We start from the raw sequence: 24,502 nt of genomic DNA, 5'->3' as shown, positions 1-24,502 counted from the left end.
TGCCAACATAATTGCGCGATACGCTCCTTGAACCGACCTGTTGGAATGAAAACAAAGTTTTGGTTAAAACCGCATTCTTATTTTTGTTCTTTGTTCCAACCGAAGAGGATTCTCCCAATTGAGTGGTGTAAACAGAAGTCAATGACCTTGCCCGCAGCTTTGTGGACCGCATTCTCCGGTTTCCGTAATTCGACGAAGCTTTTGCAACCAAAACCCTCGCAGCTTGTGAGTCTTGAGCCTAGCCAGCTCCTTGTTGTGCCACTGGTTGAAGGACTTGACTTTGCGGCCACCAATGATGAAGCTATGTCCTAAGTTGCTAACGCACGTAAGCCAGTTGTTGACTCCGTGGTCAATTGCTAGAGCTTTTCCCGGATCCAGCGATTGGGGCTGGGCAGGCTTAGCATAGCTCCACTCCAGCTACAGACTTACAGGTCTGTTGTGCGGCGGAAACATACATTGCGATAAAGTGCTTGTTTTGGGTTCTCGCCATCTCAGCGCAAAGCTCACCATAGCTTGCCCATCGCTTCGTAAAGCATTCAAAAGTAGAGCTTCTAAATATTTAAGGCAGGAGTTTGCTAACCTGCGAAAACTGCCTAGCGTTTGGAGCAGAAGTTATTGTTTCTGTACCGCGGGGAATGCTAGGGCTGAGGTAATTCAAAACTATATCAACGGCCCACATCATGGGTAAGCGACTAAAGTGGCTAGCGGGCTTTTCCGCCCTGCACTAAAGTGCGGGGCTACCAAGCTATCCTTTTGTGTACTGGCTGATGTCTTCCCCGGCTTCTGCCAGGAAGGAGAGGGCACGGCAGCGCAAGGCCACCACCTGGTCGTAGAGAGGGTTGAGCTTGCACATGGGGGGATGTGCATCACCTTGCGGCCAAACAGCACCACCTCCCGCTCAAAGGGGCACTGGCCGGGGATCATACGGCACAAGAAGCGGGCTACCTTCGCGTCGCAGACTTGGATGCCGTCCAGCCACTTCTGCAAGGGAGCCAAAAGGTCGGTATAGCCGCTCTCGGCCTGAGCCTCTGCCGGCAATGGCGAGGTGGCGCCCTTATTGACCAGCGTGGCCCCGAGCAGGTGGAGCTGGGGAAGCTCCAGTCCGAAGGCAGCGGCCAATTGGTGCAACAGACGGTCCTCCGGCTCGGAATATACCCCGTCGGCAACGGCTGTCATCACCGCCGTGCGCAGGAAATCTTCCCGCAACTCCCGCTGCAGCTGGGCCGCCAGCTCCTCTCAGGGGAGAGGGGAGCGAGATCTTTCCCCTGGTCTTCCGGCCAGTCGAAGCGGATGAGATCTTCGATAAGTCGCTGCTCCTCGAGGCTATATTCTCCATCAGAACCTCCGGGGTACTCCCGCCACAGCGCAGCTTGGCGGGCTGGAGGATAGGCGGTGAGACGAAGGGGTTCAATGCCCCTGAGTCTCACAATCTGGGCGTTGCCTGCTGCTCGACATACTTCTTCAACTCCTCAACGGTGACCCCACCACAAGAGGCAACAAAATAGGTCCCTGTCCAAAATACAGGCTTGCTGTAGAACCGTGCCACCTCTGTGGCGAACTCTTTGCGAATCAACCGGCTGGAGACTGTTTTCAGGTTGTTCACCAGCTTCGAGACCTGAACATCCGGCGGAAAACTCACCAACAGATGCACATAATCCGCCTCACCGTTGAACTCCACCAAGGAACAGCGCCACTTTTGGCAGGTCGCTCGAAATATATCTTCCAGCCTCTGCAACATTGGAGCAGTTATCACCCGACGACGGTACTTTGTCACCAGCACCAAGTGGATTTGTAGGCTGTAAACAGAACGATGGCCTATGTTGTAGCTCATTGCGCTAAATGCTAGAACCGTCTCATGATTCTCACCCACGAGTACCGGATCCTGCCCAGCGACGACCAAGCCGCTCTGATGACCGAGTGGCTGGAATTGTTGCGGCGGCAGTGGAACGACGCTCTGGGGCAGAGACTGGATTGGCTGACCGCAACCCGTTGCCCAATTGACCGTTGCAGTCTTGTCTCTTGTCCGTTGCCTGTGTCAGAAGCTCCGCTGGAGCCGAATTATTATCGGCAGGCGGGATCCCTCAAACCAATCAAGCAACTGTTCCCGGCCTACCGGGGCATTTACGCCGAGGTGCTGCAGCAAAACTTGATGCGGCTGGACAAGGCGTGGAAAGCGTGGCGGGAGCCGGATAGCACAGGCAAGCGGCGGGGGCGGCCCCGCTTCAAAAAAGCGGGGGAGTTGAGATCCTTCACATTCCCCCGCATCAATTGCCCCGGCCCCCCTACATCCCCCCGCCCCCCCTGCCCCCCGTATACGGGGGGTTGGGGGGCCAGCAGGGGGGCGGGAGCGCATCTGGTAGGGGAGACTCTGCGGCTGAGCAAGATTGGCTCGATGCCTGTGGTGCTGCACCGCCCCTTGCCGGAGGGGTTTGTGCCCAAAACCTGCACAGTGGTGCGCAAGGCCGATGGGTGGTATGTCTGCATCAGCTTGGAGGACAAAAGCGTCCCTTCCCCAGAGCCTGTGCCGGTCAAAAGGGCGGTGGGCATTGATGTGGGATTGGATAGGTTTCTCACCACCAGCGATGGGGAGGTGGTGCCTATCCCGCGGTACTACCGCCGAGCCCAAAAACACTTGGCTCGACAGCAGCGGCAACTGAGCCGCAAGGTGAAGGGATCCGCCAACTGGAAGAAACAAGCCACGAAAGTCGCTTGTTTGCAGTTGCACGTTGCCCGACAACGCAAAGCGTTCCACTACCAAGTGGCGCACTGGCTGGTGGGGCAATACGACCTGTTGGTGGTGGAGGATCTCAACGTCCGAGGGCTGGCACGGACTCGGTTGGCTAAATCGATTTTGGATGCAGCCTGGGGACGATTTCTTGACATTCTGACAGCAGTGGCGGTCAAACGCGGCAAACAGGTGTTGAGAGTGGATCCCCGTGGTACGTCCCAAAATTGTTGTGTTTGTGAGGAGCGTGTTCCCAAGACCTTGTCGGAACGGGTGCATGATTGCCCTCGTTGTGGGTCGTGGGACAGAGACTTGAACGCTGCTATCGAGATTTTGAAGCGTGGACTCAGGTCCCCCCGTATACGGGGGGATATAGGGGGGCGGTGGGACTGCCGCTCTCTGGCTGTGGAGGATCCTGGTTTACCAGTCCGTTGAAGCAGCAACTCCGGGAAGTGATTCTCGGAAGCTCCCGTCTACAGCCCGTCAGGGCTTAGCGGGAGAGGATGTCACCAGCCCAAGCAATGCTGAGCAGCCCTCGTAACCAAAGCTGCGCCTGTTGCGGCGAGCACTCCCTGGCAGAAGCAGGCGTGGAACCGGTGGACATGGGGATCCCCAGCGATCTGGCTTACCGCCATTTTAGGGGGCTGCAAGGCAGATCCCAAGGGCTGAAAACCCGTCTCGCGCGGGGATCCCCGCCCGAACCCCGGGAGGCTGCGGCAAAAGCTAGCGAATGTACTGGGCCAAAGCCCGCGAAGGATGGCCTAGGCGCAGCTTGCGCAGAGCATCCCGCTCGATCTGGCGAATCCGCTCCCGCGTTAAGTTAAAGTGATCCCCGACTTCTCGCAGAGTTCTCGCCCTTTGCCCATCCAGCCCATAGCGCAGCTCCAGCACCTGCCTCTCGATGGGCTTCAGGGCCTGCATGGCAGAACGCACATCTTGCCGCAGAGATTGCACGAGGATCTCTTCAAAGGGTTGCTCCTGCCGCTCATCCGGCAGCAAATCCCCCAGGCGGCTTTCCCCTTCCTGGCCAACCGGCACATCCAACGACAGGGGCAAAGCGGCAGCCTGCTGGATCATGCGCAACTTCTTAACCTTGATGCCCAGCGCCTCCGCCAGTTCGGCTTCTGTGGGCCGTCGCCCTCGGGCTTTCATCAGCTCGCGGTTGGTGCGCTTGAGCAGACGCACTTTGTCCACCATATGCACCGGCAGGCGAATCGTCCGGGCTTGGTTGGCAATGCAGCGGGTAATGCCCTGGCGAATCCACCAGTGGGCATAGGTGCTGAAGCGAAAACCTCGTTCGGCATTGAATTTCTCAGTGGCCCGAATAAGACCCATGTTGCCCTCTTGGATCAAGTCCAAAAAGGGCACCCCCCGGTTGAGGTACTTCTTGGCCACACTGACCACCAGGCGCAGGTTGGCGTTGATTAGCTTGCGCTGAGCCTGTTCCCCTTGGCGGATGCGGGAGCGCAGGGTAGACACAGGAATCTGCAGGGCTGCTGCCAGTTCCTCATCGCTGGGATCCTGCCCCCGCTGTTGCCGCCATTCCCTGCGGGCCTGATCGATGAGCAGCTTCTGCTGAATTTTGCGCGACAGCTCGATCTCCTCCGCGTGATCGATGCGGGGCACCCGACCAATTGTATTCAAGTAGTGATCGACGGCGTCTTCATTCAGCCGCAACCCGCTGGCGCCCGGCTCTAGGTCGGCCTCTGCAGCCGGATCCTGAGAGGCAGACTCGGCCTCAAGCCAGAGATCGTCGAGCTCCTGGCGGGACGAGGCAATGTTTTCAGGATGAGGACGAGAGAAAACCACGGCCAAGCGAGGAGAAAACGTCACCTCCTAGTCTAGAAAAGTTTCTCCCCCTGGCGCGAGCGAAAATCGATCATGGCCCTCTTTTTTGCCCGGAAATTTTTCCGGCTGGGTGCGGGAGTGGCAGGGATCCCATCTGCCAAGTTCTCGCCGGCAGCGCATCCTGCGCGAAAACATCCATAAGCGATTTTCGATCTAGACCTTGTGTAAGATATTCAGGAGACAGCTAGCTCGCCTGCTGTCGAGCAGGCTCCCACAGGTTCTATAAAGTGGAAGAGGAGGGGTAGCCTTGCCAGCATAGGCTACCATGGGGCGCCGCGGGAGCCATCGGCTTCCTCAGTCTGGAAAAGAATATTCACAATCTCTTGCTCCTATGGAGTCTAACCTCAACCAGCACCCTCCATCGGCCAACTTGATCGGAGAGCGGGTGCGCTGGGTAAGGGAGAAGCTGCAACTGACCCAAGATCAACTGGCGGGTCGCCTGGCTAAGTACGGCGTGCAGTTGGACTACGTCAAGATCGGCCAGGTGGAAAAGGGCAAACGGCGCGTCATCGACAAAGAGCTGGTGGCTTTTGCCAAGGCGCTGGGTGTCTCGGTTACCTGGCTGCTGAGCGGCGACGAATCTCACCTGTAGCGCCTCCGGGCAAGCACCATGTAACAGTTATTCAAGATCCCTGTCATTGTGCGTGAAAGCCCGCAAATAATTTTGCGCTTTGACCCTATCTTCGTCCAAGCATACGTGTAAATACTGATAACATCCTCCATAAGTCTGCCTGCCCAAGCCAAGCCTTGTCTCTGCCTCAACTCTCCTAAGGGACAGGAGAGATACACTCCTTGCCCTGTGAAAGGTACGGGCTTTCCCAAAAGGGATCCAGATCACTGGCGGCTTCACAGCTTTATCTAAGCTTGATATTGTGAAGTTAGTGTAAGACGACCCTCTTTTCTCTGCCTGTGTGAGGTTGACGGATGCTCTCTTTCTTTTTCAGCCGTTTCAACGGCGCCAACAGTCGGCAAAGCGGAGCCCATCGGGTTCTCGCCAGCAAAGCCACCAGCGCGCAGCGGATCCCGAATCGCATGTCTGCTCCCCACAAGGTGCTCAAGCAGGAAAGGCAAATGCAGCGGGAGCAGGAGTTCGCCGAGATGGAGCAAAACATCAGCCGCATCCACTACTTTTACCGGAAGGCAGACATGCCCCTGGAGATGCGGCAGCTCCTCACCTATCGCAAGCTGATGGAGCTGGACTACTTTACCCCCCAGGCAGCGAAAGAGCTGATCAGGCAGTGGCAGCAACAAGAAGAGCGAGAACAAGAACGCCGCGGGGCCTAGAAGTCGCTTCCGCGCCAAACCCGTCACAGTAGTAGCAACTCCGCTACAGGTACAGTTCGTCCAGAAGCTGCAGCAGGGCAAAGCAGAGCCCGGCGCTGGCCAAAGGCACGGTCAGGTTATCCAGCCCCCACCAAGAGAAGACCTCTAGGCCCATGGCCAGGCCTCCCACCAAGAGGCTGATGGCGAGCAAGGAGGGAGAAAAGCCGAAGTACCCCAGCAGCAGCGCCGCAATCACCAAGCTGCTCACTGCCCACATGGTCAGGGATCCCTCCCAACTTTTTTGAAGGGATCCCAGTTGATAGAGGTGCTTGCCCCAAGTTTTGCCCACCAAGCCCGCCAGCGCATCGGCCCAGGTCATCACCAAAATGCCAATCACCGCGAATACCTGTCGCTGCGGCAGCCAAAACCAATACAGCAACAGGCCAATGCTGACAGCATAGAAGAAAGTGCCGAAGCTACGCCGCCCGACCCCATTCAAGCTAGGCAAAATAGCCACCCGGTAGGAGAGCAGCGCCAGGCCGGCAAACACCAAGGAAAACCCCACCCCAAGCCAGCGGGGCACCTGCAAGGCCCAGGCCAGCAGAATGATATTGCCCACACCGATATGGACGACTTTGCGCACCCATTCCCCATCCACCTGTCGGGAGCGCAGCCATTCCGCAAAGGCAAATACGGAGGCCAGCCAGAGAGCGTAGCAAGCAAGCTGCTGGGTCAGGCCCATGAGCTGGCCTCAGAGGGTTTTCAAGTAGCTGAGCAAATCTGCCATCTCCTGGGGATCCGGCTGAAACTGGGGCATAGGCGGAGTTTTGCCACTGGTTACCTGATGAATGATAAACCGGTCGGAGCGGCGGTTGCTAACTCCCCGCAGGCTGGGGCCAACTCGGCCATCGGCTTCTTCTCCATGACAGGCGGCACAGTTGAGGGCAAACAACGAAGCACCATGGCTGGGCTGACCCTCTAGGCTGAGGACGGCTTTAGTGTAAGGATCCAGCCCAGCTCCTGCAGCCAGCCAAATCCAGGTGAGGATTGCCAGACCCACAACAGCCAAGCCCAGTCCAAGCTTTGTCGCCCAGCGCCCTGACAGCAGCGCTTGCAAAGAGTGGAGGAACGGTTGCGGACGCTGCGGGGAGGTTCGCTCAAGCTCACACTCACCGTCACCAGAGGGGCGAGAACTGCCCGATCCAGCGATGTCTGAGAGGAAGGAAGGCACAGACAACCCTGAGAGAAACCGTTTCAATAGTTTACATTTCCATCAATACGATAGCTCAGGGGCCCCTTTCTGCCAACAATCTGCAATGGTATTTACTTTTTCTTAATTATTTGTCGATGCTGGCTGAGGCTCGGGTTTCTCCGGGATGAGCCGGTGGGGAAACAGACGCTGCATAGCTTCTGCCTGGGCCCAGGGATCAGGATTGAGGCTGTGGATGGCGTTGGCCCACTGAAAGTGCGCCTGCAGGCGTCGGTAGAAGGATAAGTTACCATAAACGACGACGGCTGCCACCCGCTCTCGTTGTTGTTGCAGCCAATCCAGCACATAGTTGGGCAAAGGCTCCTCGACAAAGGCCTGGAAGATCAGTTGGCCGGCGCTGCCCAGGGCCGTCTCCAGCAAGCTCAAAGGGGTGAGAGGATGGCTGAGCAAAGGAGAGAAGCCGAGGCCGGCGGGAACGCTGAGGGCGGGAGAGGCCGCCAATAGCCCTGCTGTCTCAGCGCCAGGGGCGAGATCTTGCCAGATCCAGTTCCAACTGCCGGGGGGAGCGGGCAGGGGCAAAGCCTGGCCGCCTGTCACGCCGCCGCGGGCCATGGCAGCTTGACAGGGAGCAATATCCTGCTCGGCCAAGAGGGATCCCAACCAGGCGACTCTGGGCAGAGGCGGACGTGTGCCGAACAGCTTGGCTAGAGGTGAGTCCTTGGCGAGGGGATCTCCCAACAGCAGGGGTTTCAGTTGCTCGTCGGAAAAGCCGCGGCAGAGGGCGGGGTCGGTGGGGTCTTTAGCCCCCATCCAGCCGGGAACCAGGCTGAAATCCGTTTCCGCCAGGGCCGGCCACACTTGCTTGAGCAGGGCGGAGGCGGAGGGGAAAAGCCGCTGCTTGGCCCGCAGCACCCGCGTCACCGATTGGGCAATGGCCTGGGCGTCCAGGGATCCCTGCCGCACAGCTTCCACAATGGCTGTGACGGCCGCCACTGGGTCGGGAGGGGCCAAAAGGAGGTCGGCGCCGGCCTGGAGGGCCCGCACCGCCAGCAGGTGGGGAGAGGAGCCGACGCCAACGGCCAGCTCGTCCAAGAAGCCCTGATCGAGGCCCTCTGCCACAATTAGTCCACTAAACCCCCACTCTTGGCGCAGCAGTTGGGTCAGCCGCCCCGGCAAAAAAGAGATCGGCCAGCGCTCGTCCCACTCGGGAAGCACCACTGGCGCAACCGAGATGGCTCCCACCTGCTCCACCAAGCTGCGGAACGGCAGCCAGAGTCCTGCTTGCAGCTTGTCCAAGCTGAGGCTCAGGCGAGGACACCAGGGGACATCGGTTGGCTTTGGCCGCAGCGCCGCACCTGCCTGGGGCGGTTCTACCCAATCCTGGCCGGGGAAGGATCTGGCTGTGGTCAGGATCCCGCCGGGGACGGCCTGCTCACAGCCGCGCACAAAGGCGCGCGCCAGTTGCAAAACTAGGTGCGGCTCCTCCGCCAGCGCCAGCTCTGCTGGGCCTTGCCCCAGGGGCTCCGCCACCGGGCCCAGCAGCCAGTTAATGCCGATGGCCGCCGCCTCCCGCGCCGTGATCCTTCCCCACTGTTCCGCCCAGCGCTCGGCTTCGGATCCCAGGCGGCTCAGGCCCAGGGGGTGGGGGAAAGAAGTGGCCCCCTGTAGGGCCAGGCCGCGACTGGCCTCGGCTGCCACCAAAAGGGGCAGGGCAGCCCAAGACTGCGCCTCCTCGATCAGCAGCAGGGCCTCTGCTACATGGCCCTCAGTAATCCAGAGGCCCCCGATCCCCACCTCTTGGATCAGCCGCTTGAGGATCTCGCGGGGAGGAGACTGGGATCCCAGGCGGGCCGAGACCGGCACCACTAGCAGTTGCGCCACCTGCTTTGCCAGGGACAAGGGCTGCTCAAGCGCTGCAACCGGGGGTCCAGAACTACCCATGGACACTCCAGGAAAGTCTTCAGCGAGGGGATCCTAATCGCTGGCCACAAGGCTGGGCAAGCACCCATCAGCGCCTTTGGGAAGCCCGGCAGCGGTCGCAGGTGCCGCAGGGCAGGCCAGGCTGGTTCTCAGGGTAGCCAAAATGCCGCAGGATGACCTGCCAGCGACAGCCGCGGCTGTGGATGAGGTCGTCCATCCCCCGCCAGGGATCCTGCCGCGGCGGCGGCTGCCAGCGGCGGTGCAGCACTTGAAAGTGAAAGGGATCTGGCCAGTGCAGACAGCCCATCTCCTGCAGCAGGCCCAGGGCCACCCGCGTCTCCCCGGGGGGCAAGTCGGCATAGGATCCCTGGGGGGGCAGAGTTGTCAGCAAACGCCGCGCCTGGGCCAGCAGGCGCTCCTGCTGGGAATAGAAATAGGCTTGGCGCTGGCGATCGGTGGGATCCAGCAGGCCCGTCGGCTCCGAGACCAACATCAGGGCCCGGCAGGGGCCGCCATCCCGCCCACCCCGCCCCACCTCCTGCAGGTAGTCCATCAAATTGGGGGGCGGGTGAAAGTGCAGCACCCAGCGCACGTCGGGCTTGTTGATCCCCAAGCCGAAGGCGTTGGTGCAGACCAGAAAGCGCAGCTCGCCCTCCAGCCAAGCCCGCTCCAGCCGACGGCGGGATCCTGCTTCTAGGCCGCCGTGGTAGGCAGCGGTTTTTTGGTGGTGGCGGCCCAGCCACTCGGCCAGCTCCTCCCCATCCCGCCGCGTGCGCACGTACACCAGGCCCGAGCCGGGGTTTTCGACTAGAAAACGCAGCAGACGCCGACGGCGATCCGCCGGGCTCCAGGCCACCTCCACATTGAGGGAGATATTGGCCCGCAGGGGATCGGCGCGAATGCACTCCGGATCCCGCAGCTTGAGGATGTGGCGCAGGCGGCTGAGGGTTTCGGGATCGGCAGTGGCGGTAAAGGCAGCAATGGGAAAGGCAGGCTGGCCCAGGGCAGGGCGCACCAATCCCAGACGGCGGTAGTCGGGCCGGAAGGATCCCCCCCAGTGCACCAAGGTGTGCGCCTCGTCGACAATGAGGCCGTTGAGGGGCACCTGCTGCAGCCGCTCCCAGACTGGCGGGCTGAAGAGGGTTTCCGGCCCCAGATACAGTAGACGCAGCCGGTTCTCCTCCAAAGCCCGCAACACCCGCTTGCGCAGAGCCGGATCCAGCTCGCTGTGCAAACAGGCCGCCGGCAGACGGCGCTTCCAGAGATCCTGCACCTGATCTTCCATCAGGGCAATCAGAGGCGAGACCACCAGGGTCAGCCCTGTCTGCAGCAAGGCCGGCAGTTGAAAGCACAGAGACTTGCCGAAACCCGTCGGCAACACCACCAGCGCATCCCGCTTCTCCAGCAAGGCGCGGATGACCTGCTCCTGAGGTGGGCGCAGTGCCTCGTAGCCCCAGTACTGCTTGAGGGCCCGTTGAATCTGTTGCCAATCCTGCAAGGAACACTCTCCCCCTCTGCAACCTGAGCCCGCCTGCCCCCCTGGCCAAAGACGCTGATTCTGACACCCCTACCTGTGCGATCCTAGAGCTGGGACTTCCTAGTGCTCCCCTACCCTTGCCATGACAGCCATCGACTCCCCCCGCCTGCTGCAGCCCAGGACGGCCTTGGTTCACCGCCGCACCAACGAAACGGACGTTCAAGTGCATCTCAACCTCGATGGCAGAGGGCAGTACGAGATCGACACCGGGATCCCCTTCTTGGACCACATGCTGGCCCAGCTCAGCACCCATGGGCTGATCGACCTCCAGATCAAAGCGGTGGGGGATCTGCACATCGACGACCACCACACCAACGAAGATGTGGGCATCGCGCTGGGACAAGCCCTAGCCCAGGCGCTGCAGGATCGGCGCGGCATTTACCGCTTTGGCCACTTTTGGGCGCCTTTGGATGAGGCCTTGGTGCAGGTGGTGCTGGACTTTTCCGGGCGCCCCCACCTCAGCTACGGCCTGGAGCTGACCGTCGAGCGCATTGGCCGCTACGAAACCCAGTTGGTGCGGGAGTTCTACCAGGCGGTGGCCAACCACGCCCAGCTTACCCTGCACATCCGCCAGGCGGCTGGCCTCAATGCCCACCACATTGTCGAAGCCAGTTTCAAGGCCTTTGCCCGCGCCCTGCGCATGGCCGTAGAACGGGATCCGCGCCGACAGGATGGGATCCCCAGCTCAAAAGGTGTTCTGTAGACTTAACCGCCGCCCGAGCAAGGGACAGCGCGACTGGCCAAAACAGTAGTGCCGCAAGCGGGCCAACTCCGCCTCGCTGAGATCCTGCCACTGGCCAGGGGCCAGCCCCTGCAGCGAGAGGGGCCCCAGCCCCACTCGCACCAATCTCAAGGTTGGAATGCCGACAGCGGCGGTCATGCGGCGCACCTGGCGGTTGCGACCCTCCCGCAGCGTCAGCTCCAGCCAGGTGGTGGGGATGGAGCGGCGAAAGCGGATGGGCGGATCCCGCGGCGGCAGCTCCGGCTCCTCGGCTAGCACTCTAACCTCAGCCGGCCGGGTCTTTCGCCCCTGAATGACCACTCCCTCTTGCAACTGCTGCAGGGCCTGGGGCGTGGGGATCCCTTCCACCTGCACCCAGTAGGTGCGCTCGTGGCCGAACTTGGGATCGATCAGGCGGGCGTTGAGGCGGCCATCGTCGGTGAGCAGAAGCAGACCTTCGCTATCGCGATCCAACCGCCCCACCGGATAGACCTTGGGCACCGGGATGAAAGACTTGAGGGTTGGCCGCCCCTGCCGGTCGGTAAATTGGGTGAGCACGCCGTAGGGTTTGTAAAACTTGAGGTAGCGCATGGCAAAAGTGTGGATCCCGTCTTTTAAGATTGGGCAGAGCAGCTTCAACGGTAAGATCAAGCCTTGGGCGCGGCGTTTTCCGTTGGCGGCAGAGTTTGACGGATCTCACTCATGACGATAGACAACACTCTACTCTGGGTTTTAATTGGAACGGCGGGGCTCTCCCTTCTCAGTCTGGTGTACGTGTGGGTGGATGAGGGGATCAAACGACGCCGTTACGAGCGGCAACAGCAAAAAGAGGCTGCCCAAGCCGCTGCCGCCGCCCCCGAGCCCACCGCCACAGAGCCAAAAGCCGAGCTCGAACCCTCCGCCTCTCTCCAGGAGGCAGAGGTAGCGCCTAATACACCCAATGCCTCAGCCGCTACCTCCGAGCCGCTTGCCGATACCGCTGCTAGAACAGAGGAGACGCCGGAGGCCACCCCTTGAAGCTGCTCTTCCCCCGTTCCGCCTAAGTCGGCAGGTGGGCTAACCTAAGACAGGAAGGCCAACGGGATCCCTATGTTGCGCCTGTTGCGGATCGAGAACTTCGCCCTGATCGAGTACTTGGAGATTCCCTTTCGGGCGGGGCTGAACGTGCTCACCGGAGAAACAGGGGCGGGCAAATCTATCATTCTCGATGCCCTCGATGCCGCGCTCGGGGGACCGGCTCGCGCTCTGCGCAGCGGCAGCGATCGGGGCTTGGTGGAAGCCATTTTCCAGCCTACGGCCGCGCTGGAGGCCTGGCTAGAGCAAGAGCAAATTGAACCTTTGGAAGAAGGCCTGGTCTGCAGCCGCGAGCTGGTGATGCGCAACGGCAAGCTCAGCAGCCGCCTGCGAGTCAATGGGGTGCTCGTGAACAAGGCTCAGATGCTCAGCCTGCGCTCCCAACTGGTGGAGATCACCGCCCAGGGCCAGACAAGCCAACTCCAGTCTCCCCAAACCCAGCGCCGCTGGCTGGATGCCTTTGGCGGCGAAAAGCTGCTGCGCCTGCGTTCAGAGGTGGCAGCTTGCTACCAAACCTGGAGCCAGCTCAAAGCAGAGATAGCCTCCCGCCAGCAAAACCAACACCTGCGGCTGCAGCGGCTAGATCTCCTAGAGTTGCAAGCCCAAGAACTGGCTGCCCTGCGCCTGGAGGATCCTGACGAGCTGACCAAATTGGAGCGGGAGCGGGAGCGCCTGGCCCACCGCGTGGAACTGCAGCAGCAGAGTTATGCCGCTCACCAACTGCTCTACCAAAATGACAGCGGCTCGCCGGCCATTGCCGATCTCCTGGCCCAAGCCGAGCGTCTGCTGCAGAGCATGGCCCAGCGGGATCCCGACCTAACTCCCCTAGTCGAGATGGTCAGCAGCGCCCTCGTTCAGGTGGAGGAGGCGGGGCGGGAGCTGCTGCGCTACGGCGAGACCCTGGAGGCGGATCCCAGTCGGCTAAGCAAAATTGAACGGCGCCTAGCCCAACTGCGACAGGCCTGCCGCAAATACGGCCCCACCCTGGCCGAGGTGATGGCCCACGCGGAGCGGCTCAAGGCAGAGCTGGCCCAACTGCGGGACGAGAGCACCGACTTGGAGGAACTAGAGGCGCGGCTAGACCAGGCAGCCCAGGAGCTGGAGCACCACTGCCAGATGCTCTCGCATCTGCGGCAGCAGGCGGCCCACCAACTGGAAAAGGCTCTCGTGGAGGAGCTTGGGCCCCTGGGGATGAGCGGTGTGCAGTTCCAGGTGCAGATCCAAGCCGGATCCCCCACCGCCGAAGGGGTGGATCAGGTGAGCTTTTGGTTTAGCCCCAACCCCGGCGAGCCCCTGCAGCCGCTGGCCGACATTGCCTCCGGCGGCGAGATGAGCCGTTTTCTGCTGGCCTTAAAAGCGGTGTTCAGCCGCGTCGATCCGGTGGCTACTCTGGTCTTCGACGAGATCGACGTTGGCGTATCCGGCAAGGTAGCGCAGGCCATCGCCGCCAAACTGCACCAGATTGCCCGTAGCCACCAAGTTCTCTGCGTTACCCACCAGCCCCTGGTTGCCGCCCTAGCCGATCACCACCTGCGGGTTTACAAAGTGGTGCAAGAAGGGCGAACCTGCGTGCGGGTGGATTCGCTGAGAGAAGGGGAGCGCCGGGAAGAATTGGCCCAACTGGCTGCCGGCCACTCCGCCCAGGAGGCAATGGGCTTTGTGGAAGCCCTTCTCAAGCAGGCAGCCCAACTGCGCCAACTGCAACTGGCCGGCTCTGCTTAGCTCCCCTCTCCCCGAGGGTGAGGGCCTCAGCCGCCCAAAAATAGCTCCAACACCTCGGGGTTGTGCAATAGGTTGGGGCCGGTATCCTCAAAGCGGTTTTCTCCCATGGAGAGGACGTAGCCCCAGTCCGCTATAGCCAAGGCCTGCTTGGCATTTTGCTCGACCATTAGGATGCTGACGCCGCGGCGGTTGATCTCCTGCAGGAGGGCAAAGGTCTGCTCGACATACAGCGGCGACAGGCCGGCTGTCGGCTCGTCCAACACCAACAGCTGCGGCTCCGCCATCAGCGCCCGCCCCATGGCCAGCATCTGCCGTTGCCCGCCGGAGAGGGATCCCGCCGCTTGCTTTCGCTTTTCCCTTAGCGGCGGAAACAGCTCGTAAACCCGCTCCCGTTGGGCAGTGTAGTCGTCGCGCCGGATAAAGGCTCCCATCTCCAGGTTCTCCTCGACGGTGAGGGAGGGAAAGACATTGTGGGTCTGAGGCACAAAGCCAATTCCTCGCCGCACCAGTTGCTCGGCAGGCAGATGGGTGATGTCAGAACCTTGGAACAGCACTCGGCCCGAGCGGACGGTGGCCAATCCAAAAAGAGACTTGAGCACTGTCGATTTGCCCGCCCCGTTGGGGCCGATGATCACTACAATTTGGCCTGGAGTGACCTTGAGGCGGATCCCTTTGAGGATGTCCACGCCGCGGTAGCCACTGTAGAGATCTTGAATCTCGAGCAAGGGGGTCATGGCGGGGATCCCTCCGGCGAGACGGTGGAAGTCTGGGAGGAGCTGAGGGCATCAGCCAGGGCAATGGATCCCAAATAGGCCTCCCGCACGGCTGGGTTTTGCTTGATCTCCTGCATGGATCCCTGAGTCAGCACCCTCCCCCCCGCCATGACCACCACGTGGTGGCAGAGGCGGGTCACCAGATCCAAATCGTGTTCGATGATGCAGAAGGTGCAGCCGCGCTCGCGGTTAAGGTACTCAATAAAGCGGATTAGGTCTGCCAGCAAAGTGCGGTTGACCCCAGCCCCCGGCTCGTCCAAGAGGATGACCCGCGCGTCCGCCATTAGGGTGCGTCCCAGTTCCAGCAGCTTCTTTTGCCCGCCCGAAAGGTTGACTGCCAGTTGATCCCGCAGGTGGATGAGGTTGAGCCGTTCCAAAACTTCTTCAGCCCGAGCCTGAAGCTGGCGCTCCTGCCGCTGTACTCGCCGCCAGCGGAACCAGGCGTTAAATAGGTTTTCTCCAGCCTGATGGGGAGGAACAACCATTAAGTTTTCCAGAACGGTCATGCGGCCAAACTCCCGCGGGATCTGGAAGGTGCGCACCAGCCCACGTTGAAACAACTGGTGGGGAGGCAAGCCCGTGACGTCTTCCCCATCTAGCCAGATGCGTCCGCTATTGGGCCGAATAAAACCGGCAATGATGTTGAAAAGAGTTGTTTTCCCCGCCCCGTTGGGACCAATCAAGCCCGTGATCCGACCAGCTTCGATGCGGAAGGAACAGTGATCTAGGGCATTGACGCCGCCAAACTGTTTGGAGATGTTGTCAATAACGATCACACCGCTACCCTGGGAAAGCTCCATTCCCTAGTAGATTCACTATTTTATGAGCTTTCGTCGTAGGGTAAAGAAGCTTATTTAACCAAACTCGCCGATAGGCTTGCCAAGAAGCCCCCTGGCAGGGGTTGGCTCTTGGAGGGAACCCTTTGAGGTGGGCTAACGTCTACTTCTATACCATCGACCTTTGAGAATTGCAGTTTTATTCCCTCATTGGAGCTCATTGGAGGTTCTTGGTTATGTCTCCCATGCACAAACTGACCCGGCGGGCCTTCGCGACGGCGGCAGCCCTGACAGCAGCAGCACTGGCCACCACCCTGCTGCCAAGCACAGCTCAGCAAGCAGCCAAAGCCCCGATTAAGATAGGAGCGCTGCTGTCTTTGACGGGCGACCTGCAGGCCTATGGGGAGAACTGCCTCAAGGGCATCAAGCTGGCCCTCAAGCAGATCAACGAAGCTGGCGGCGTCCTTGGATCTCAAATTCAAGTGGTGGAGGCGGATGACCAAACTTCAGCGCAGCCGGCTATTGATGCGGCCAAGCGGCTAGTGAACGTGGAGAAGGTGGCCGCCATTGTTGGCGCTTTGGGCAGTGGCGTTACCATTCCGGTGGCCACGACAGTCACGGTTCCCAGCAAGATTCCGCAAATTTCGCCAGCTTCCACCGCTCCCACCATCACCACCCTGGACGACAATGGTTTCTTGTTCCGCACCGTTCCCTCCGATGCCTTCCAAGGGGTAGCCCTGGCGCAAATTACCCGCGAAGAAAACCTGGAGCGCCTGGCCATCATCTACATCAATAACGACTACGGCAAGGGGCTGGCCGACAGCTTCAAGGCCGCCTTTGAAAAGCGGGGCGGCACCATTACCAAGTCGGTTCCCTACGAACCCGGCCAAGCCTCCTACCGCGGCGAGCTGGATCAGCTCAAGGAAGGGGATCCCCAGGCGCTGGTGCTGATCGGGTATCCCGAAAACGGCGCGATCATCCTGCGGCAGGCTTTGGAAGGGGGGCTATTTGACCGCTTTGTCTTCACAGATGGCATGCGCTCTCCCGATCTGGCCACCCAGGTGGGGGCGGACAAGCTAGAGGGATCCATCGGCACCTCGCCCCAGGCTCTGACCGACAGCAAAGCCTACCAAATCTTTGCTGAAGCCTACAAAGCTGCCTACGGGGAGCTGCCCCCCACCCCCTACATCGACACGGCCTACGATGCCGCTTTTGTCTTGGCTCTGGCCATTCAAAAGGCCGGCAGCGCCGACGGCACCGCCATCCGCGATGCTCTGCGGCAAGTGGCCAATCCCCCCGGCACCGAGATCCTGCCAGGAGAGTGGGCCAAGGCAGTGGAGCTACTCAAGAAAGGGGAGGACATTGACTACACTGGCGCTTCCGGCTCGCTGAACTTCGACGAGAACGGAGACGTGGCCGGAACCTTTGCCCACTGGACCTTCAAGGGCGGGCAGATCGTCGACTTGAAAGTGTTTGAGCCGGAAGGCTAAGAGTCTTTAGGCCGGTGGTGCTCGGCTTGGCCGGGCCAGTTCCCGCCTAAGCTCAAAAGCGGGGGCCTGCAGAGGAGACTTTTGCAGGCCCCTGTTTTTTGGGGAAGATCAACAAGAGGGGTGACAGCTTGGGAGCGAGTCTTTGCTGTGAACCTGTACCGAGATGTGCTGCGGCCCTTGATTTTTTCGGGCCTGAGGGCTGACCCGGAAACGGTTAAGGTGGGGCTCTTGCGCGCCTTGGAGTGGCTGGACGCCACCCAGGCCACCGGGATCCTGGCTCTTTTGGAGCGCCTGTTCTGCTATCGGGATCCGCGGCTGGAAGTACGGCTCTGGGGCCTCACCTTCCCCAATCCCATTGGCCTGGCCGCAGGCTTTGACAAGGATGGCCTAGCTGTGGGCGTCTGGCCCAGTTTGGGCTTTGGCTTTGTGGAGGTGGGCACCGTCACTCCTGGGCCTCAGCCGGGCAACCCCAAGCCGCGCCTGTTCCAGTTGCCCCAGGATCGGGCTGCTCTCAACCACATGGGCTTCAACAACCAGGGGGCGGCAGCTCTGGCCGAACGGCTGCGCCGGCTGCGCCAACGTCCCATTCCCATCGGCATCAACCTGGGCAAAGGGAAGGCCACCCCCCTGGAGGAGGCGGCGGCTGACTACCTGGCCAGCTTTCGTCTGTTGCGGGAGCTGGGAGACTATTTTGTGGTCAACGTCAGCTCCCCCAACACAGCGGGATTGCGATCCCTGCAGGCTGCCGAGCAGTTGGCGCCCATCCTGGCGACGTTGCAGGGGGAAAATCGCGGACAGAAGCCCCTTTTGGTGAAGATTGCCCCTGACCTAGATTGGCCAGAAATTGACGCCATCCTGGAGCTGGCCCAAGCCTACAGACTGGCGGGGCTTGTAGCCACCAACACTACCCTGCGCCGCGACAACCTGAAAACCCGCTTCCTGCCAGGGCTGGGGCCCCTCGCCGCGGCAGCCGGCGGCATCAGCGGCGCCCCCCTGCGGCAGCGCTCCACCCAGGTGATCCGCTACATTCACCAGGCCACTCAGGGGCAATTGCCGATTATTGGAGTGGGGGGCATCTTCACCCTGGCCGATGCCATGGAGAAACTGGAGGCCGGGGCCAGCCTGCTCCAGGTCTATACAGGCTGGGTCTATGAAGGGCCAAGCCTAGTTCCCCGCCTGTTGCGCGGCCTGGCCGCTGCCAGGAATCCCGCCCCTTCCTCCCCGGAGAGAATGCCGACAGGGATCCAATCCGGGCGTAAGATTGTTATGGATCCCTGAGGGAACTTGCCGGTGACTCTGCTGCAACATCTTTTCAAAACCCCCCATCCGGTTATTGGGGTGGTTCATCTGTTGCCGCTGCCCACCTCGCCCCGTTGGGGAGGGGACTTGGAGTGGGTGATCGCGCAGGCAGAACAGGCCGCTACCGCCCTGGCGGCAGGAGGCGTGGACGGGATCCTCGTCGAGAACTTTTACGATGCCCCCTTTGCCAAGGAGCGGGTGGATGCGGCGGTGGTGAGCGCCATGACCGTGGTGGTGCAGCGGATCAAGATGCTGGTTTCCCTGCCCATCGGGATCAACGTCTTGCGCAACGATGGCTACAGCGCCCTAGCCATTGCCGCCTGTGTGGGGGCCCAGTTTATCCGGGTCAATGTCCTCTGCGGGGCGATGGTGACCGACCAGGGCATCATCGAGGGAAATGCCCACCGCCTGCTGCGCTACCGCCGCGAGCTGGGGGCCGACATCAAGATCTTTGCCGATGTGCTGGTGAAGCACGCCCAGCCCCTGAGTCCCATCAGCCTGGAGGCGGCCATCGCCGACACGGTGGAGCGCGGCCTGGCCGATGCCATCGTTCTCTCTGGCTGGGCCACCGGAAAGCCGCCTCTTCTGAAAGATCTGAAGCTGGCCCGCCAAGTCGCCCCTCAGGTACCTCTGTTGATTGGCTCAGGAGCCACCGCCGAAAACATCGGCAACCTCATCCGCCACGCGGATGGCGTGATTGTGGCCAGTTCTTTGAAACGGCCGGCCCGTTCCGCCGGCATGCCAGCGGGCTATGCGGATCCCTTTCCCCTCATCGACCCAATCCGGGTGCGACAGTTTGTGGAAGCGTTGCACCTTGGCCTGGGCGAACGGCCCACCAATCCGGCTTGCCTGGCCACTCCCAGCTCTAGCTGCAGCTAGCCTTTGGGGATAGGATCGGCATTATTCACCGTATCAGAGCTTTCTAGCTTTCTTTTGATGTTGTCAGCTGAACTCGAAGGCTGGGGGTCTTCCTCCAGCCTGCCTTCTGCTCGCGTTGGCGGGGCGGAGTCCTTGCCCTTGGAGGAAGTTTCGTGGAGCCAGGTGCCGGCTCAGGTTCCCTGCATTTGGGTCATCGACGATGACCCGGTGAACCGTCGTTACATCGGCGAAGTCCTCAAAAGCTCCAACTACCGGGTGGAAAGCTGGGAAAGCGGCCAGTTGGCCTGGGAGCACCTGCAGACCCTGGATGAAAGCGAATGGCCGGATTTGATCATCTGCGACTGGGTCATGCCGGGTTTGTCTGGAGTGGAGTTGTGTCGCCGTCTAAAAAACTTGCCCGCCGGACAGTTCATCTATTTCATCTTGCTCACCGCCCGCTCCGAAGTTGAGGATCGGGTGCAGGGACTGGATGCAGGGGCAGATGAGTTTATCGCCAAGCCGATCGATCCTGAGGAGCTGCGGGCACGGGTGCGGGCGGGGCTGCGCCTGCAGCGGCTTACCCAAGCTTTGGCTCAGGCCAACCGGCAACTGCGGGCCCGCAACGAGCTGTTGGAGTCTCTGTCTTTGACGGATCCCTTGACCGGTGCCTTGAACCGCCGCGCCCTCGACCAGGCGTTGCCACATTTGCTCAAACAGGTGGGGCCGCGTGAGCAAGCCCGCTATCGCTATCTCTGCCTGCTGATGATGGATGTGGATTACTTCAAGCAGGTTAACGACACCTACGGCCACTATATCGGCGACTGCGTGTTGCAGGCCATCGTTGGGCGGCTGCACAATCAACTGCGCCCCTCCAGCCTGCTCTACCGCTACGGCGGCGAAGAATTTGTCTGCGTCACCCCTGGGCTCAACCCCGCCCGCTGCCACCGCTACGCCGAGTCTCTGCGCCGGGCCATCGCCAGCCGGCCAATTGAGGTTGCGCCCCAGCGCAGCCTGCCTGTCACCATCAGCATTGGCGGGATCGTCCTCAGCGAAGATGGCCCCCTAGCACCTGAGGCCGCTCTCCAGAAGGCAGATGAGGCCCTCTACCAGGCCAAGCAGGCGGGGCGCAACCGCGTACATCTTTTCTTGCCACCGCCGCCGGAGCATGACTCTAGTCAATAATAAGCTCAACTATACTGAAAATAATGTATAATATGTTCAGTACGGATTACTACCAGTTGATCTTTCTGTTTACTTTCGAGTCTGCCAACATGGTAGCCAAAGCAAAGCAGAAAATTGGTAGTAAGACGACACGGAAACTGCGCTTTGGGTATTCTACTCAAAGCTTTGCGGGATACCGCCATTCTGTTTGGACTCCGTCCCGCTAACGCGAATGGAAACAAGCAGAATGCTATCGCTGCATAGTTGAACAGTGATGTTCAGCAGTGTTCAGCGTAAATGTATCAGAACTACTGTCCTTCGCCGGGCTCAAAGGAGTAGCCAGAAGCTGCCGCCAAGGCTTCCAGCGAGCGCAGCCCCACGTAGGTGCGGCCGTTGATAATCCAGGTGGGATAGCTGGTGATCCCCGCTTCTGTGCATTCTTGGGCTTGGGGCGTACCGGGGCCGTTGGGGGAGCATTCCACGTAGGGCACCTGTTCAAAAGCCGACCCAAACAGCTCCTTCTGCTCCTGACAATGGGGGCACCAATAGGCCCCGTACATGGTGCCGCCGATCTGCCGCAGGTGGGCCGCCAACCCTGCCGCCAGGGGGCTGGGTGGGGGAACTTGGTTGGCATACACCCCAATGGTGGCCACCAAGGTGAGAAAGCTTACGAGAATATAGCTGAAGGCCAGCTTGCCCCAATCCAGCCAGCGGTGGCCCAGCAGGGTTACCGCCCACAGCCCCGCCACCAAGACTATGGCGGTGGTGCAATACAGACAAAACTGCCGCAGCACCGCCACCATCAGGTAAAGCATGTACATCTCGAAGGCGGTCATGGCGGAAACCAGGCCAAACAGGGCCGGCCAGCGCCACCGCTTCACCAGCGGGATGCCATCCGGCAAAACCGCCAAGGCCAAAACGGCCAGAAACCCCAGTAGGCCAACTGTTGCCGTCGGGATCCCCAAAAACTCTGCCCAACGGCTGGAGAGCACCAGGTCACACCCCCCATCTCCTGTGCAGAAAGCGGCAGGTTGATCGGTCAGCTTGGTGTAGGTAAGGTAGGCCGTCAACAGGGATCCCAAGCCCGCCAAGGTTGCCAAGATCGGGCGAGCATGGCGCTGTAGCCAGGTCTCTTCTTGGGCTTTGAGTTTGAGATAAGAGGCCATGGGGGGTTCAGCAGTTGGACACCCCCGATTATAGTGGGGCGGAGCGGGTCTCGTCCTTGGGATCCGGCGCAGAAGCGCTGCTCGAGCGCCGCACTTGGGCAGCAAACCTATCCCCCAGCGGCTCCAGCTCCCACCAGGATCCCAGCTTGGGGTCAGAGATGGGCCGGTCGCAGATCCCCCAGCGGCGACGAAAGTAGCGGGCCAGATCTTTTTCGGCCAGAGCCAGATACACTGGCCGGCCATGGGGACAGGTGTGGGGATTGGCGGTGCGCTGCCAGGCTTCCAGCAACTGTTGCATCTGCTCCAGGGTCAGGGGGATCCCGTTGCGCAGGGCGCCACGACAGGCCACCGCCACCTGGGCCGCTTCCAGGTCAGCGCAGCGGCTCAATTCTCGGAGGGATCCCTGCACCTCCTCCGGATCTTCCGACCACAAGGCCAGCGGCAGGCGGCGCATCAGATAGGTGTTGGGGCCAAAAGGCTCCGGCTCCAGGCCCAACTGCTCCAACTGCTCCACCGCTTGGGAGGATAATCCCTCCAGCATGACCGGCGTCTGCAGCTCCACCGGCTGCCAATGCCGTTGGATGTACTCGTAGCGCACCCGCTCGTGGGCCAGGTGCTGTTCCACCAGCCACAGCCCCTGAGGGTGCTCCGCCAGGATGTAGGTGCGGTAGAGCTGGGCTAGGGCCTTTAGAGGAGGTAGGGGGGTAGACGGCTGGCCAGAGGGAGCTGGATCTGGGCTTTTGGGACTTGAGGTAACCCTGTAGACCGACTTGGCCTCGCTAGCCCGGATGAGATGCAGCGAGCGGCGGCTGGCTTGCTCCGATCCCGATTGCAGAAGAGCGTGCAAGTGCTGGCGCAATTGCTCCTGTCGGATCTCCGGATCCTGTAGATAGAGCTCACTCTTAGCAGGATGGCGATTCCAGTCCACCTGCTCAGGTGGCAAGCGCAGATGCACCACCACCAGCGGGTAGCGGTGGCGAGGCAAGGTGTGCTGAAAGACTGACTGGATCAGCCGTTGCCACTCCGGCATCTGCACAAAGCGCCCGTTGACGGCCACGCGGATCCAATCGGGGCGGGGGCGATGCAGGCGATCCGGCAGGCCCAGCACCACTTCCCAATCGCTATCCCCCTCCTGGATCCGCTGATAGCGCAGATCCGAAAGATCCACCTGCGGCAACACTTGTAGCAGCAGATCTTGCAGAGACTGGCCTGGCCACAGGCTGAGCAACAGTTGCCCCTCCTGGCGCACCTGCCAACTGACCCAAGGATGGGCCAAGGCCGCATTCTGCACCAGCGTCAAGAGCGGGCGAGTCTGGGGCAGAGAGCAGCGGCGCAAGGGCCAATCGGCAAACAAATCCGCCACCGTCACCACCGTTCCCAAGGCAGTGGCTGCCGGCTGCTGGTGGGCCAGCTCCCCTTGGCGGTCGTAGGTGGCCAGCCAGCCGTGGGCATCGTCAGCGTGGCGGGTCTGAATGGTCAGGGATCCCAGCCGGGCCAGGCTGTGCAAGGCTTCGCCCCGAAACCCCAGGCTGCAACCGTCCAACTTGCTGGTGGTGTGGCGACGGGCCACCTGCTCCAGCTCCGAAGCGGGGATCCCTTGGCCGTTATCGGCCACCCGCACCTGCCAGCGGCTGGGCCAGATCTCCACCTGAATGCGGGTGGCCTGAGCATCGAGGGCATTTTCCAGCAATTCTCGCAGAGCAGCCCCCAGCGAGTCGATCACCTCTCCCGCGGCCATCTGGGCGATCCGCTCTGGGTTCAGGGGTTGGATTTTGGACATGGAGTGAGTTGAGAAAGCAGACTCTCTTCCTGCCAGCTTGTCGCCAAAAGGCCAACAGCGCCGAGCTTTAGCTTAGCTCTCTCCCTCTGTTGCCAGTGGACAGCGCCTTGCCAATGGTTTTCATTAACTTCAAGGCTCCCCTCAGGCTAAGTGAAGGATTGAGGTTCCGCCTTCCTGCCCATCGGTAACCGCCAAGAACTTCGAGAAACTTCGAGAACAAGAGAGCTGAGCGGGTGGCCAGTCATAAGGAAACCTTAAAATCCCAAGGCCAGCCATCAGCCTCTACTAGGATTTAAATAGTAAAACTTCTCATTAAGGAGGAGATTATGGCAGCACAGCAAGCTCCGGCCCGAGAGCTATTCAAGGAGGCTTTTGAGAATCGCTACACCTGGGACAAAGACTTTCCTGGCTACCGAGCTGAGATAACCTACTTTCCCAAAGAAGGTGACAGCAGCCTCTCCTTCTCAGGAGTTGTGAGTATTGACCGCAACATGAAGATCGATGTTGCCGGCGTCGAGGACGAGGAGATCCGCCAGAAAATACGGGAACAGATGTGGGAAGTCATGGTGCATCGCGTTCGTCATTCCTTCGACGAGGAACACGGTGGCCACACCTTTGCCTATGGAGAGCCACAAAATTCAGACATCACTGAAGTTCTTGTTTCGGGCTTATCTTCTACCGATAGGTACTGGGTTCAGGGCAAGCACATTCAAATGGTACATCGCCATCTTGCCAATCGGACAATTACAGTCTCAGTTCAAGAGTTTTACGATACAGGTGAGGGCTACCTACCCACTCACTACACTGCTGAGTATTGTAGCCCAGGAACTGGAGAAAAAACTCAAGCAAAGATGATCTACGAAGATCGTTATCAAAAAATAGGTCGGTATTGGATTCTGGTTGAGAGAAGAATTTGGGAAGAGCAGGATGGCCAAAAAAGTTCATCCCCTCAACTTTTCCTCTTCTCTAATATTCGATTTTTCGAATAGCTGAGAAAAATAAGTTTTTCTTTGCGGCTGTGGGCATCTCTCATTATAGAAGGTGATGAGGTGCTCACAGCCAAGCTCAAAACAGATGGCCACAGGGTACAGCCTGTTAAGGGCTCAAGGGGTACAATAGCAGCACTTAGCAAACCAACTTCGGAAGGAGGATGGATTGATCAGTAGTAAAGAAGTCTTC

24 protein-coding genes and 1 pseudogene are annotated in these 24,502 nt (G+C 60.4%); 12 read left to right on the top strand and 13 right to left on the bottom strand.

The window, feature by feature from the left end:
- Window positions 1-138: 138 nt before the first annotated feature.
- Complete coding sequence (locus tag ACVWXC_RS11150; RefSeq protein ID WP_346426100.1) at window positions 139-354, bottom strand: hypothetical protein; 216 nt, start codon at window positions 352-354, stop codon at window positions 139-141.
- A gap of 175 nt (window positions 355-529) precedes the next feature.
- Here ACVWXC_RS11150 and ACVWXC_RS11145 point away from each other — a divergent pair.
- A pseudogene (locus ACVWXC_RS11145) lies at window positions 530-688 on the top strand (transposase); the annotation flags it as partial.
- On the opposite strand, the gene ACVWXC_RS11140 reads toward ACVWXC_RS11145, so the two are convergent.
- Complete coding sequence (locus ACVWXC_RS11140; RefSeq protein WP_049749794.1) at window positions 679-1,206, bottom strand: Mo-dependent nitrogenase C-terminal domain-containing protein; 528 nt, start codon at window positions 1,204-1,206, stop codon at window positions 679-681. The pseudogene ACVWXC_RS11145 and the gene ACVWXC_RS11140 overlap by 10 nt on opposite strands.
- A 217-nt stretch (window positions 1,207-1,423) precedes the next feature.
- Window positions 1,424-1,900: an IS200/IS605 family transposase gene (gene tnpA / locus ACVWXC_RS11135; protein ID WP_457392762.1), complete on the bottom strand. Its 477-nt coding sequence runs from the start codon at window positions 1,898-1,900 to the stop codon at window positions 1,424-1,426.
- Between tnpA and ACVWXC_RS11130 the strand changes: the two genes are divergently transcribed.
- Window positions 1,856-3,160 carry an RNA-guided endonuclease InsQ/TnpB family protein gene (locus ACVWXC_RS11130; protein WP_457392759.1) on the top strand — a complete coding sequence of 435 codons (1,305 nt, stop codon included), beginning with the start codon at window positions 1,856-1,858 and terminating at the stop codon, window positions 3,158-3,160. The two genes, tnpA and ACVWXC_RS11130, sit on opposite strands and share 45 nt — an antisense overlap.
- Before the next feature lie 288 nt (window positions 3,161-3,448).
- On the opposite strand, the gene ACVWXC_RS11125 is transcribed toward ACVWXC_RS11130, so the two are convergent.
- Window positions 3,449-4,558 (bottom strand): RpoD/SigA family RNA polymerase sigma factor, encoded by a 1,110-nt coding sequence (locus ACVWXC_RS11125; protein WP_457392757.1) that lies wholly within the window; start codon window positions 4,556-4,558, stop codon window positions 3,449-3,451.
- Window positions 4,559-4,904: 346 nt separating this feature from the next.
- Between ACVWXC_RS11125 and ACVWXC_RS11120 the strand changes: the two genes are divergently transcribed.
- The gene (locus ACVWXC_RS11120) at window positions 4,905-5,165 is read left to right on the top strand and encodes a helix-turn-helix domain-containing protein (protein ID WP_041438621.1); all 261 of its coding nucleotides are present in this window, start codon (window positions 4,905-4,907) and stop codon (window positions 5,163-5,165) included.
- 332 nt (window positions 5,166-5,497) lie between these two features.
- Window positions 5,498-5,857, top strand: coding sequence for a hypothetical protein (locus ACVWXC_RS11115; RefSeq protein ID WP_011431418.1), 360 nt, complete (start codon window positions 5,498-5,500; stop codon window positions 5,855-5,857).
- A gap of 43 nt (window positions 5,858-5,900) precedes the next feature.
- Here the strand turns inward: ACVWXC_RS11115 and ACVWXC_RS11110 are convergent, their stop codons facing one another.
- The 4 genes from ACVWXC_RS11110 to ACVWXC_RS11095 form a co-directional block, all read right to left on the bottom strand.
- Complete coding sequence (locus ACVWXC_RS11110) at window positions 5,901-6,578, bottom strand: diacylglycerol/polyprenol kinase family protein (RefSeq protein WP_011431417.1); 678 nt, start codon at window positions 6,576-6,578, stop codon at window positions 5,901-5,903.
- Window positions 6,579-6,587: 9 nt separating this feature from the next.
- Window positions 6,588-6,905 (bottom strand): c-type cytochrome, encoded by a 318-nt coding sequence (locus ACVWXC_RS11105; RefSeq protein WP_011431416.1) that lies wholly within the window; start codon window positions 6,903-6,905, stop codon window positions 6,588-6,590.
- 264 nt (window positions 6,906-7,169) lie between these two features.
- Window positions 7,170-8,945, bottom strand: a complete 1,776-nt coding sequence (locus ACVWXC_RS11100; RefSeq protein WP_457392752.1) for a glycoside hydrolase family 3 N-terminal domain-containing protein — start codon at window positions 8,943-8,945, stop codon at window positions 7,170-7,172.
- Between the two features lie 109 nt (window positions 8,946-9,054).
- Complete coding sequence (locus ACVWXC_RS11095) at window positions 9,055-10,464, bottom strand: RecQ family ATP-dependent DNA helicase (RefSeq protein WP_457392749.1); 1,410 nt, start codon at window positions 10,462-10,464, stop codon at window positions 9,055-9,057.
- Window positions 10,465-10,585: 121 nt separating this feature from the next.
- Here ACVWXC_RS11095 and hisB point away from each other — a divergent pair, with 121 nt between their 5' ends.
- The gene (hisB, locus tag ACVWXC_RS11090) at window positions 10,586-11,206 is read left to right on the top strand and encodes an imidazoleglycerol-phosphate dehydratase HisB (RefSeq protein ID WP_457392745.1); all 621 of its coding nucleotides are present in this window, start codon (window positions 10,586-10,588) and stop codon (window positions 11,204-11,206) included.
- On the opposite strand, the gene ACVWXC_RS11085 is transcribed toward hisB, so the two are convergent.
- Window positions 11,189-11,815: a pseudouridine synthase gene (locus ACVWXC_RS11085; RefSeq protein WP_099812744.1), complete on the bottom strand. Its 627-nt coding sequence runs from the start codon at window positions 11,813-11,815 to the stop codon at window positions 11,189-11,191. The genes hisB and ACVWXC_RS11085 overlap by 18 nt on opposite strands.
- A 111-nt stretch (window positions 11,816-11,926) precedes the next feature.
- Here ACVWXC_RS11085 and ACVWXC_RS11080 point away from each other — a divergent pair, with 111 nt between their 5' ends.
- A complete protein-coding gene (locus ACVWXC_RS11080; RefSeq protein ID WP_011431411.1) occupies window positions 11,927-12,241 on the top strand; it encodes a hypothetical protein in 315 nt (104 codons plus the stop codon).
- 72 nt (window positions 12,242-12,313) lie between these two features.
- Entirely contained in the window at window positions 12,314-14,020 is a 1,707-nt protein-coding gene (recN, locus tag ACVWXC_RS11075) for a DNA repair protein RecN (protein ID WP_457392742.1), read from the top strand.
- Between the two features lie 26 nt (window positions 14,021-14,046).
- Here the strand turns inward: recN and ACVWXC_RS11070 are convergent, their stop codons facing one another.
- Together ACVWXC_RS11070 and ACVWXC_RS11065 are read right to left on the bottom strand one after the other, a co-directional pair.
- Window positions 14,047-14,754 (bottom strand): ABC transporter ATP-binding protein, encoded by a 708-nt coding sequence (locus tag ACVWXC_RS11070; RefSeq protein ID WP_457392739.1) that lies wholly within the window; start codon window positions 14,752-14,754, stop codon window positions 14,047-14,049.
- Entirely contained in the window at window positions 14,751-15,569 is an 819-nt protein-coding gene (locus ACVWXC_RS11065) for an ABC transporter ATP-binding protein (protein WP_457392736.1), read from the bottom strand. Before ACVWXC_RS11065 ends, ACVWXC_RS11070 begins: the two co-directional genes overlap by 4 nt.
- A 236-nt stretch (window positions 15,570-15,805) precedes the next feature.
- Here ACVWXC_RS11065 and ACVWXC_RS11060 point away from each other — a divergent pair, with 236 nt between their 5' ends.
- The 4 genes from ACVWXC_RS11060 (at window position 15,806) to ACVWXC_RS11045 (ending at window position 20,398) form a co-directional block, all read left to right on the top strand.
- On the top strand, window positions 15,806-17,059 hold the full coding sequence (locus ACVWXC_RS11060; RefSeq protein ID WP_457392733.1) for an ABC transporter substrate-binding protein: 1,254 nt from the start codon (window positions 15,806-15,808) through the stop codon (window positions 17,057-17,059).
- A 147-nt stretch (window positions 17,060-17,206) separates the two neighbouring features.
- Window positions 17,207-18,337: a quinone-dependent dihydroorotate dehydrogenase gene (locus tag ACVWXC_RS11055; protein ID WP_011431406.1), complete on the top strand. Its 1,131-nt coding sequence runs from the start codon at window positions 17,207-17,209 to the stop codon at window positions 18,335-18,337.
- Between the two features lie 12 nt (window positions 18,338-18,349).
- Window positions 18,350-19,237, top strand: a complete 888-nt coding sequence (btpA, locus tag ACVWXC_RS11050; protein ID WP_011431405.1) for a photosystem I biogenesis protein BtpA — start codon at window positions 18,350-18,352, stop codon at window positions 19,235-19,237.
- A gap of 57 nt (window positions 19,238-19,294) precedes the next feature.
- Window positions 19,295-20,398, top strand: a complete 1,104-nt coding sequence (locus tag ACVWXC_RS11045; protein WP_083759179.1) for a diguanylate cyclase — start codon at window positions 19,295-19,297, stop codon at window positions 20,396-20,398.
- A 287-nt stretch (window positions 20,399-20,685) separates the two neighbouring features.
- Here the strand turns inward: ACVWXC_RS11045 and ACVWXC_RS11040 are convergent, their stop codons facing one another.
- Both ACVWXC_RS11040 and mutL read right to left on the bottom strand, forming a co-directional pair.
- Window positions 20,686-21,543, bottom strand: a complete 858-nt coding sequence (locus ACVWXC_RS11040; protein WP_011431403.1) for a vitamin K epoxide reductase family protein — start codon at window positions 21,541-21,543, stop codon at window positions 20,686-20,688.
- A 28-nt stretch (window positions 21,544-21,571) separates the two neighbouring features.
- Window positions 21,572-23,323 carry a DNA mismatch repair endonuclease MutL gene (mutL, locus tag ACVWXC_RS11035; RefSeq protein WP_099812750.1) on the bottom strand — a complete coding sequence of 584 codons (1,752 nt, stop codon included), beginning with the start codon at window positions 23,321-23,323 and terminating at the stop codon, window positions 21,572-21,574.
- Between the two features lie 326 nt (window positions 23,324-23,649).
- Here mutL and ACVWXC_RS11030 point away from each other — a divergent pair, with 326 nt between their 5' ends.
- Entirely contained in the window at window positions 23,650-24,312 is a 663-nt protein-coding gene (locus ACVWXC_RS11030; protein ID WP_011431401.1) for a DUF3386 domain-containing protein, read from the top strand.
- Window positions 24,313-24,502 lie beyond the last annotated feature (190 nt).

This window comes from Thermostichus sp. OS-CIW-20 (genome assembly GCF_054061455.1).
This window is presented reverse-complemented; position numbering and strand designations above follow the sequence as displayed.

Excerpts from the sequence above, each read along its gene's own strand:
- ACVWXC_RS11130 (WP_457392759.1), top strand. The coding sequence starts at position 1,856 with ATGATTCTCACCCACGAGTACCGGATCCTGCCCAGCGACGACCAAGCC.
- ACVWXC_RS11120 (WP_041438621.1), top strand. The coding sequence starts at position 4,905 with ATGGAGTCTAACCTCAACCAGCACCCTCCATCGGCCAACTTGATCGGA.
- ACVWXC_RS11115 (WP_011431418.1), top strand. The coding sequence starts at position 5,498 with ATGCTCTCTTTCTTTTTCAGCCGTTTCAACGGCGCCAACAGTCGGCAA.
- ACVWXC_RS11110 (WP_011431417.1), bottom strand. The coding sequence starts at position 6,578 with ATGGGCCTGACCCAGCAGCTTGCTTGCTACGCTCTCTGGCTGGCCTCC.
- hisB (WP_457392745.1), top strand. The coding sequence starts at position 10,586 with ATGACAGCCATCGACTCCCCCCGCCTGCTGCAGCCCAGGACGGCCTTG.
- ACVWXC_RS11085 (WP_099812744.1), bottom strand. The coding sequence starts at position 11,815 with ATGCGCTACCTCAAGTTTTACAAACCCTACGGCGTGCTCACCCAATTT.
- ACVWXC_RS11080 (WP_011431411.1), top strand. The coding sequence starts at position 11,927 with ATGACGATAGACAACACTCTACTCTGGGTTTTAATTGGAACGGCGGGG.
- recN (WP_457392742.1), top strand. The coding sequence starts at position 12,314 with ATGTTGCGCCTGTTGCGGATCGAGAACTTCGCCCTGATCGAGTACTTG.
- ACVWXC_RS11070 (WP_457392739.1), bottom strand. The coding sequence starts at position 14,754 with ATGACCCCCTTGCTCGAGATTCAAGATCTCTACAGTGGCTACCGCGGC.
- ACVWXC_RS11060 (WP_457392733.1), top strand. The coding sequence starts at position 15,806 with ATGTCTCCCATGCACAAACTGACCCGGCGGGCCTTCGCGACGGCGGCA.
- ACVWXC_RS11045 (WP_083759179.1), top strand. The coding sequence starts at position 19,295 with ATGTTGTCAGCTGAACTCGAAGGCTGGGGGTCTTCCTCCAGCCTGCCT.
- ACVWXC_RS11040 (WP_011431403.1), bottom strand. The coding sequence starts at position 21,543 with ATGGCCTCTTATCTCAAACTCAAAGCCCAAGAAGAGACCTGGCTACAG.
- mutL (WP_099812750.1), bottom strand. The coding sequence starts at position 23,323 with ATGTCCAAAATCCAACCCCTGAACCCAGAGCGGATCGCCCAGATGGCC.
- ACVWXC_RS11030 (WP_011431401.1), top strand. The coding sequence starts at position 23,650 with ATGGCAGCACAGCAAGCTCCGGCCCGAGAGCTATTCAAGGAGGCTTTT.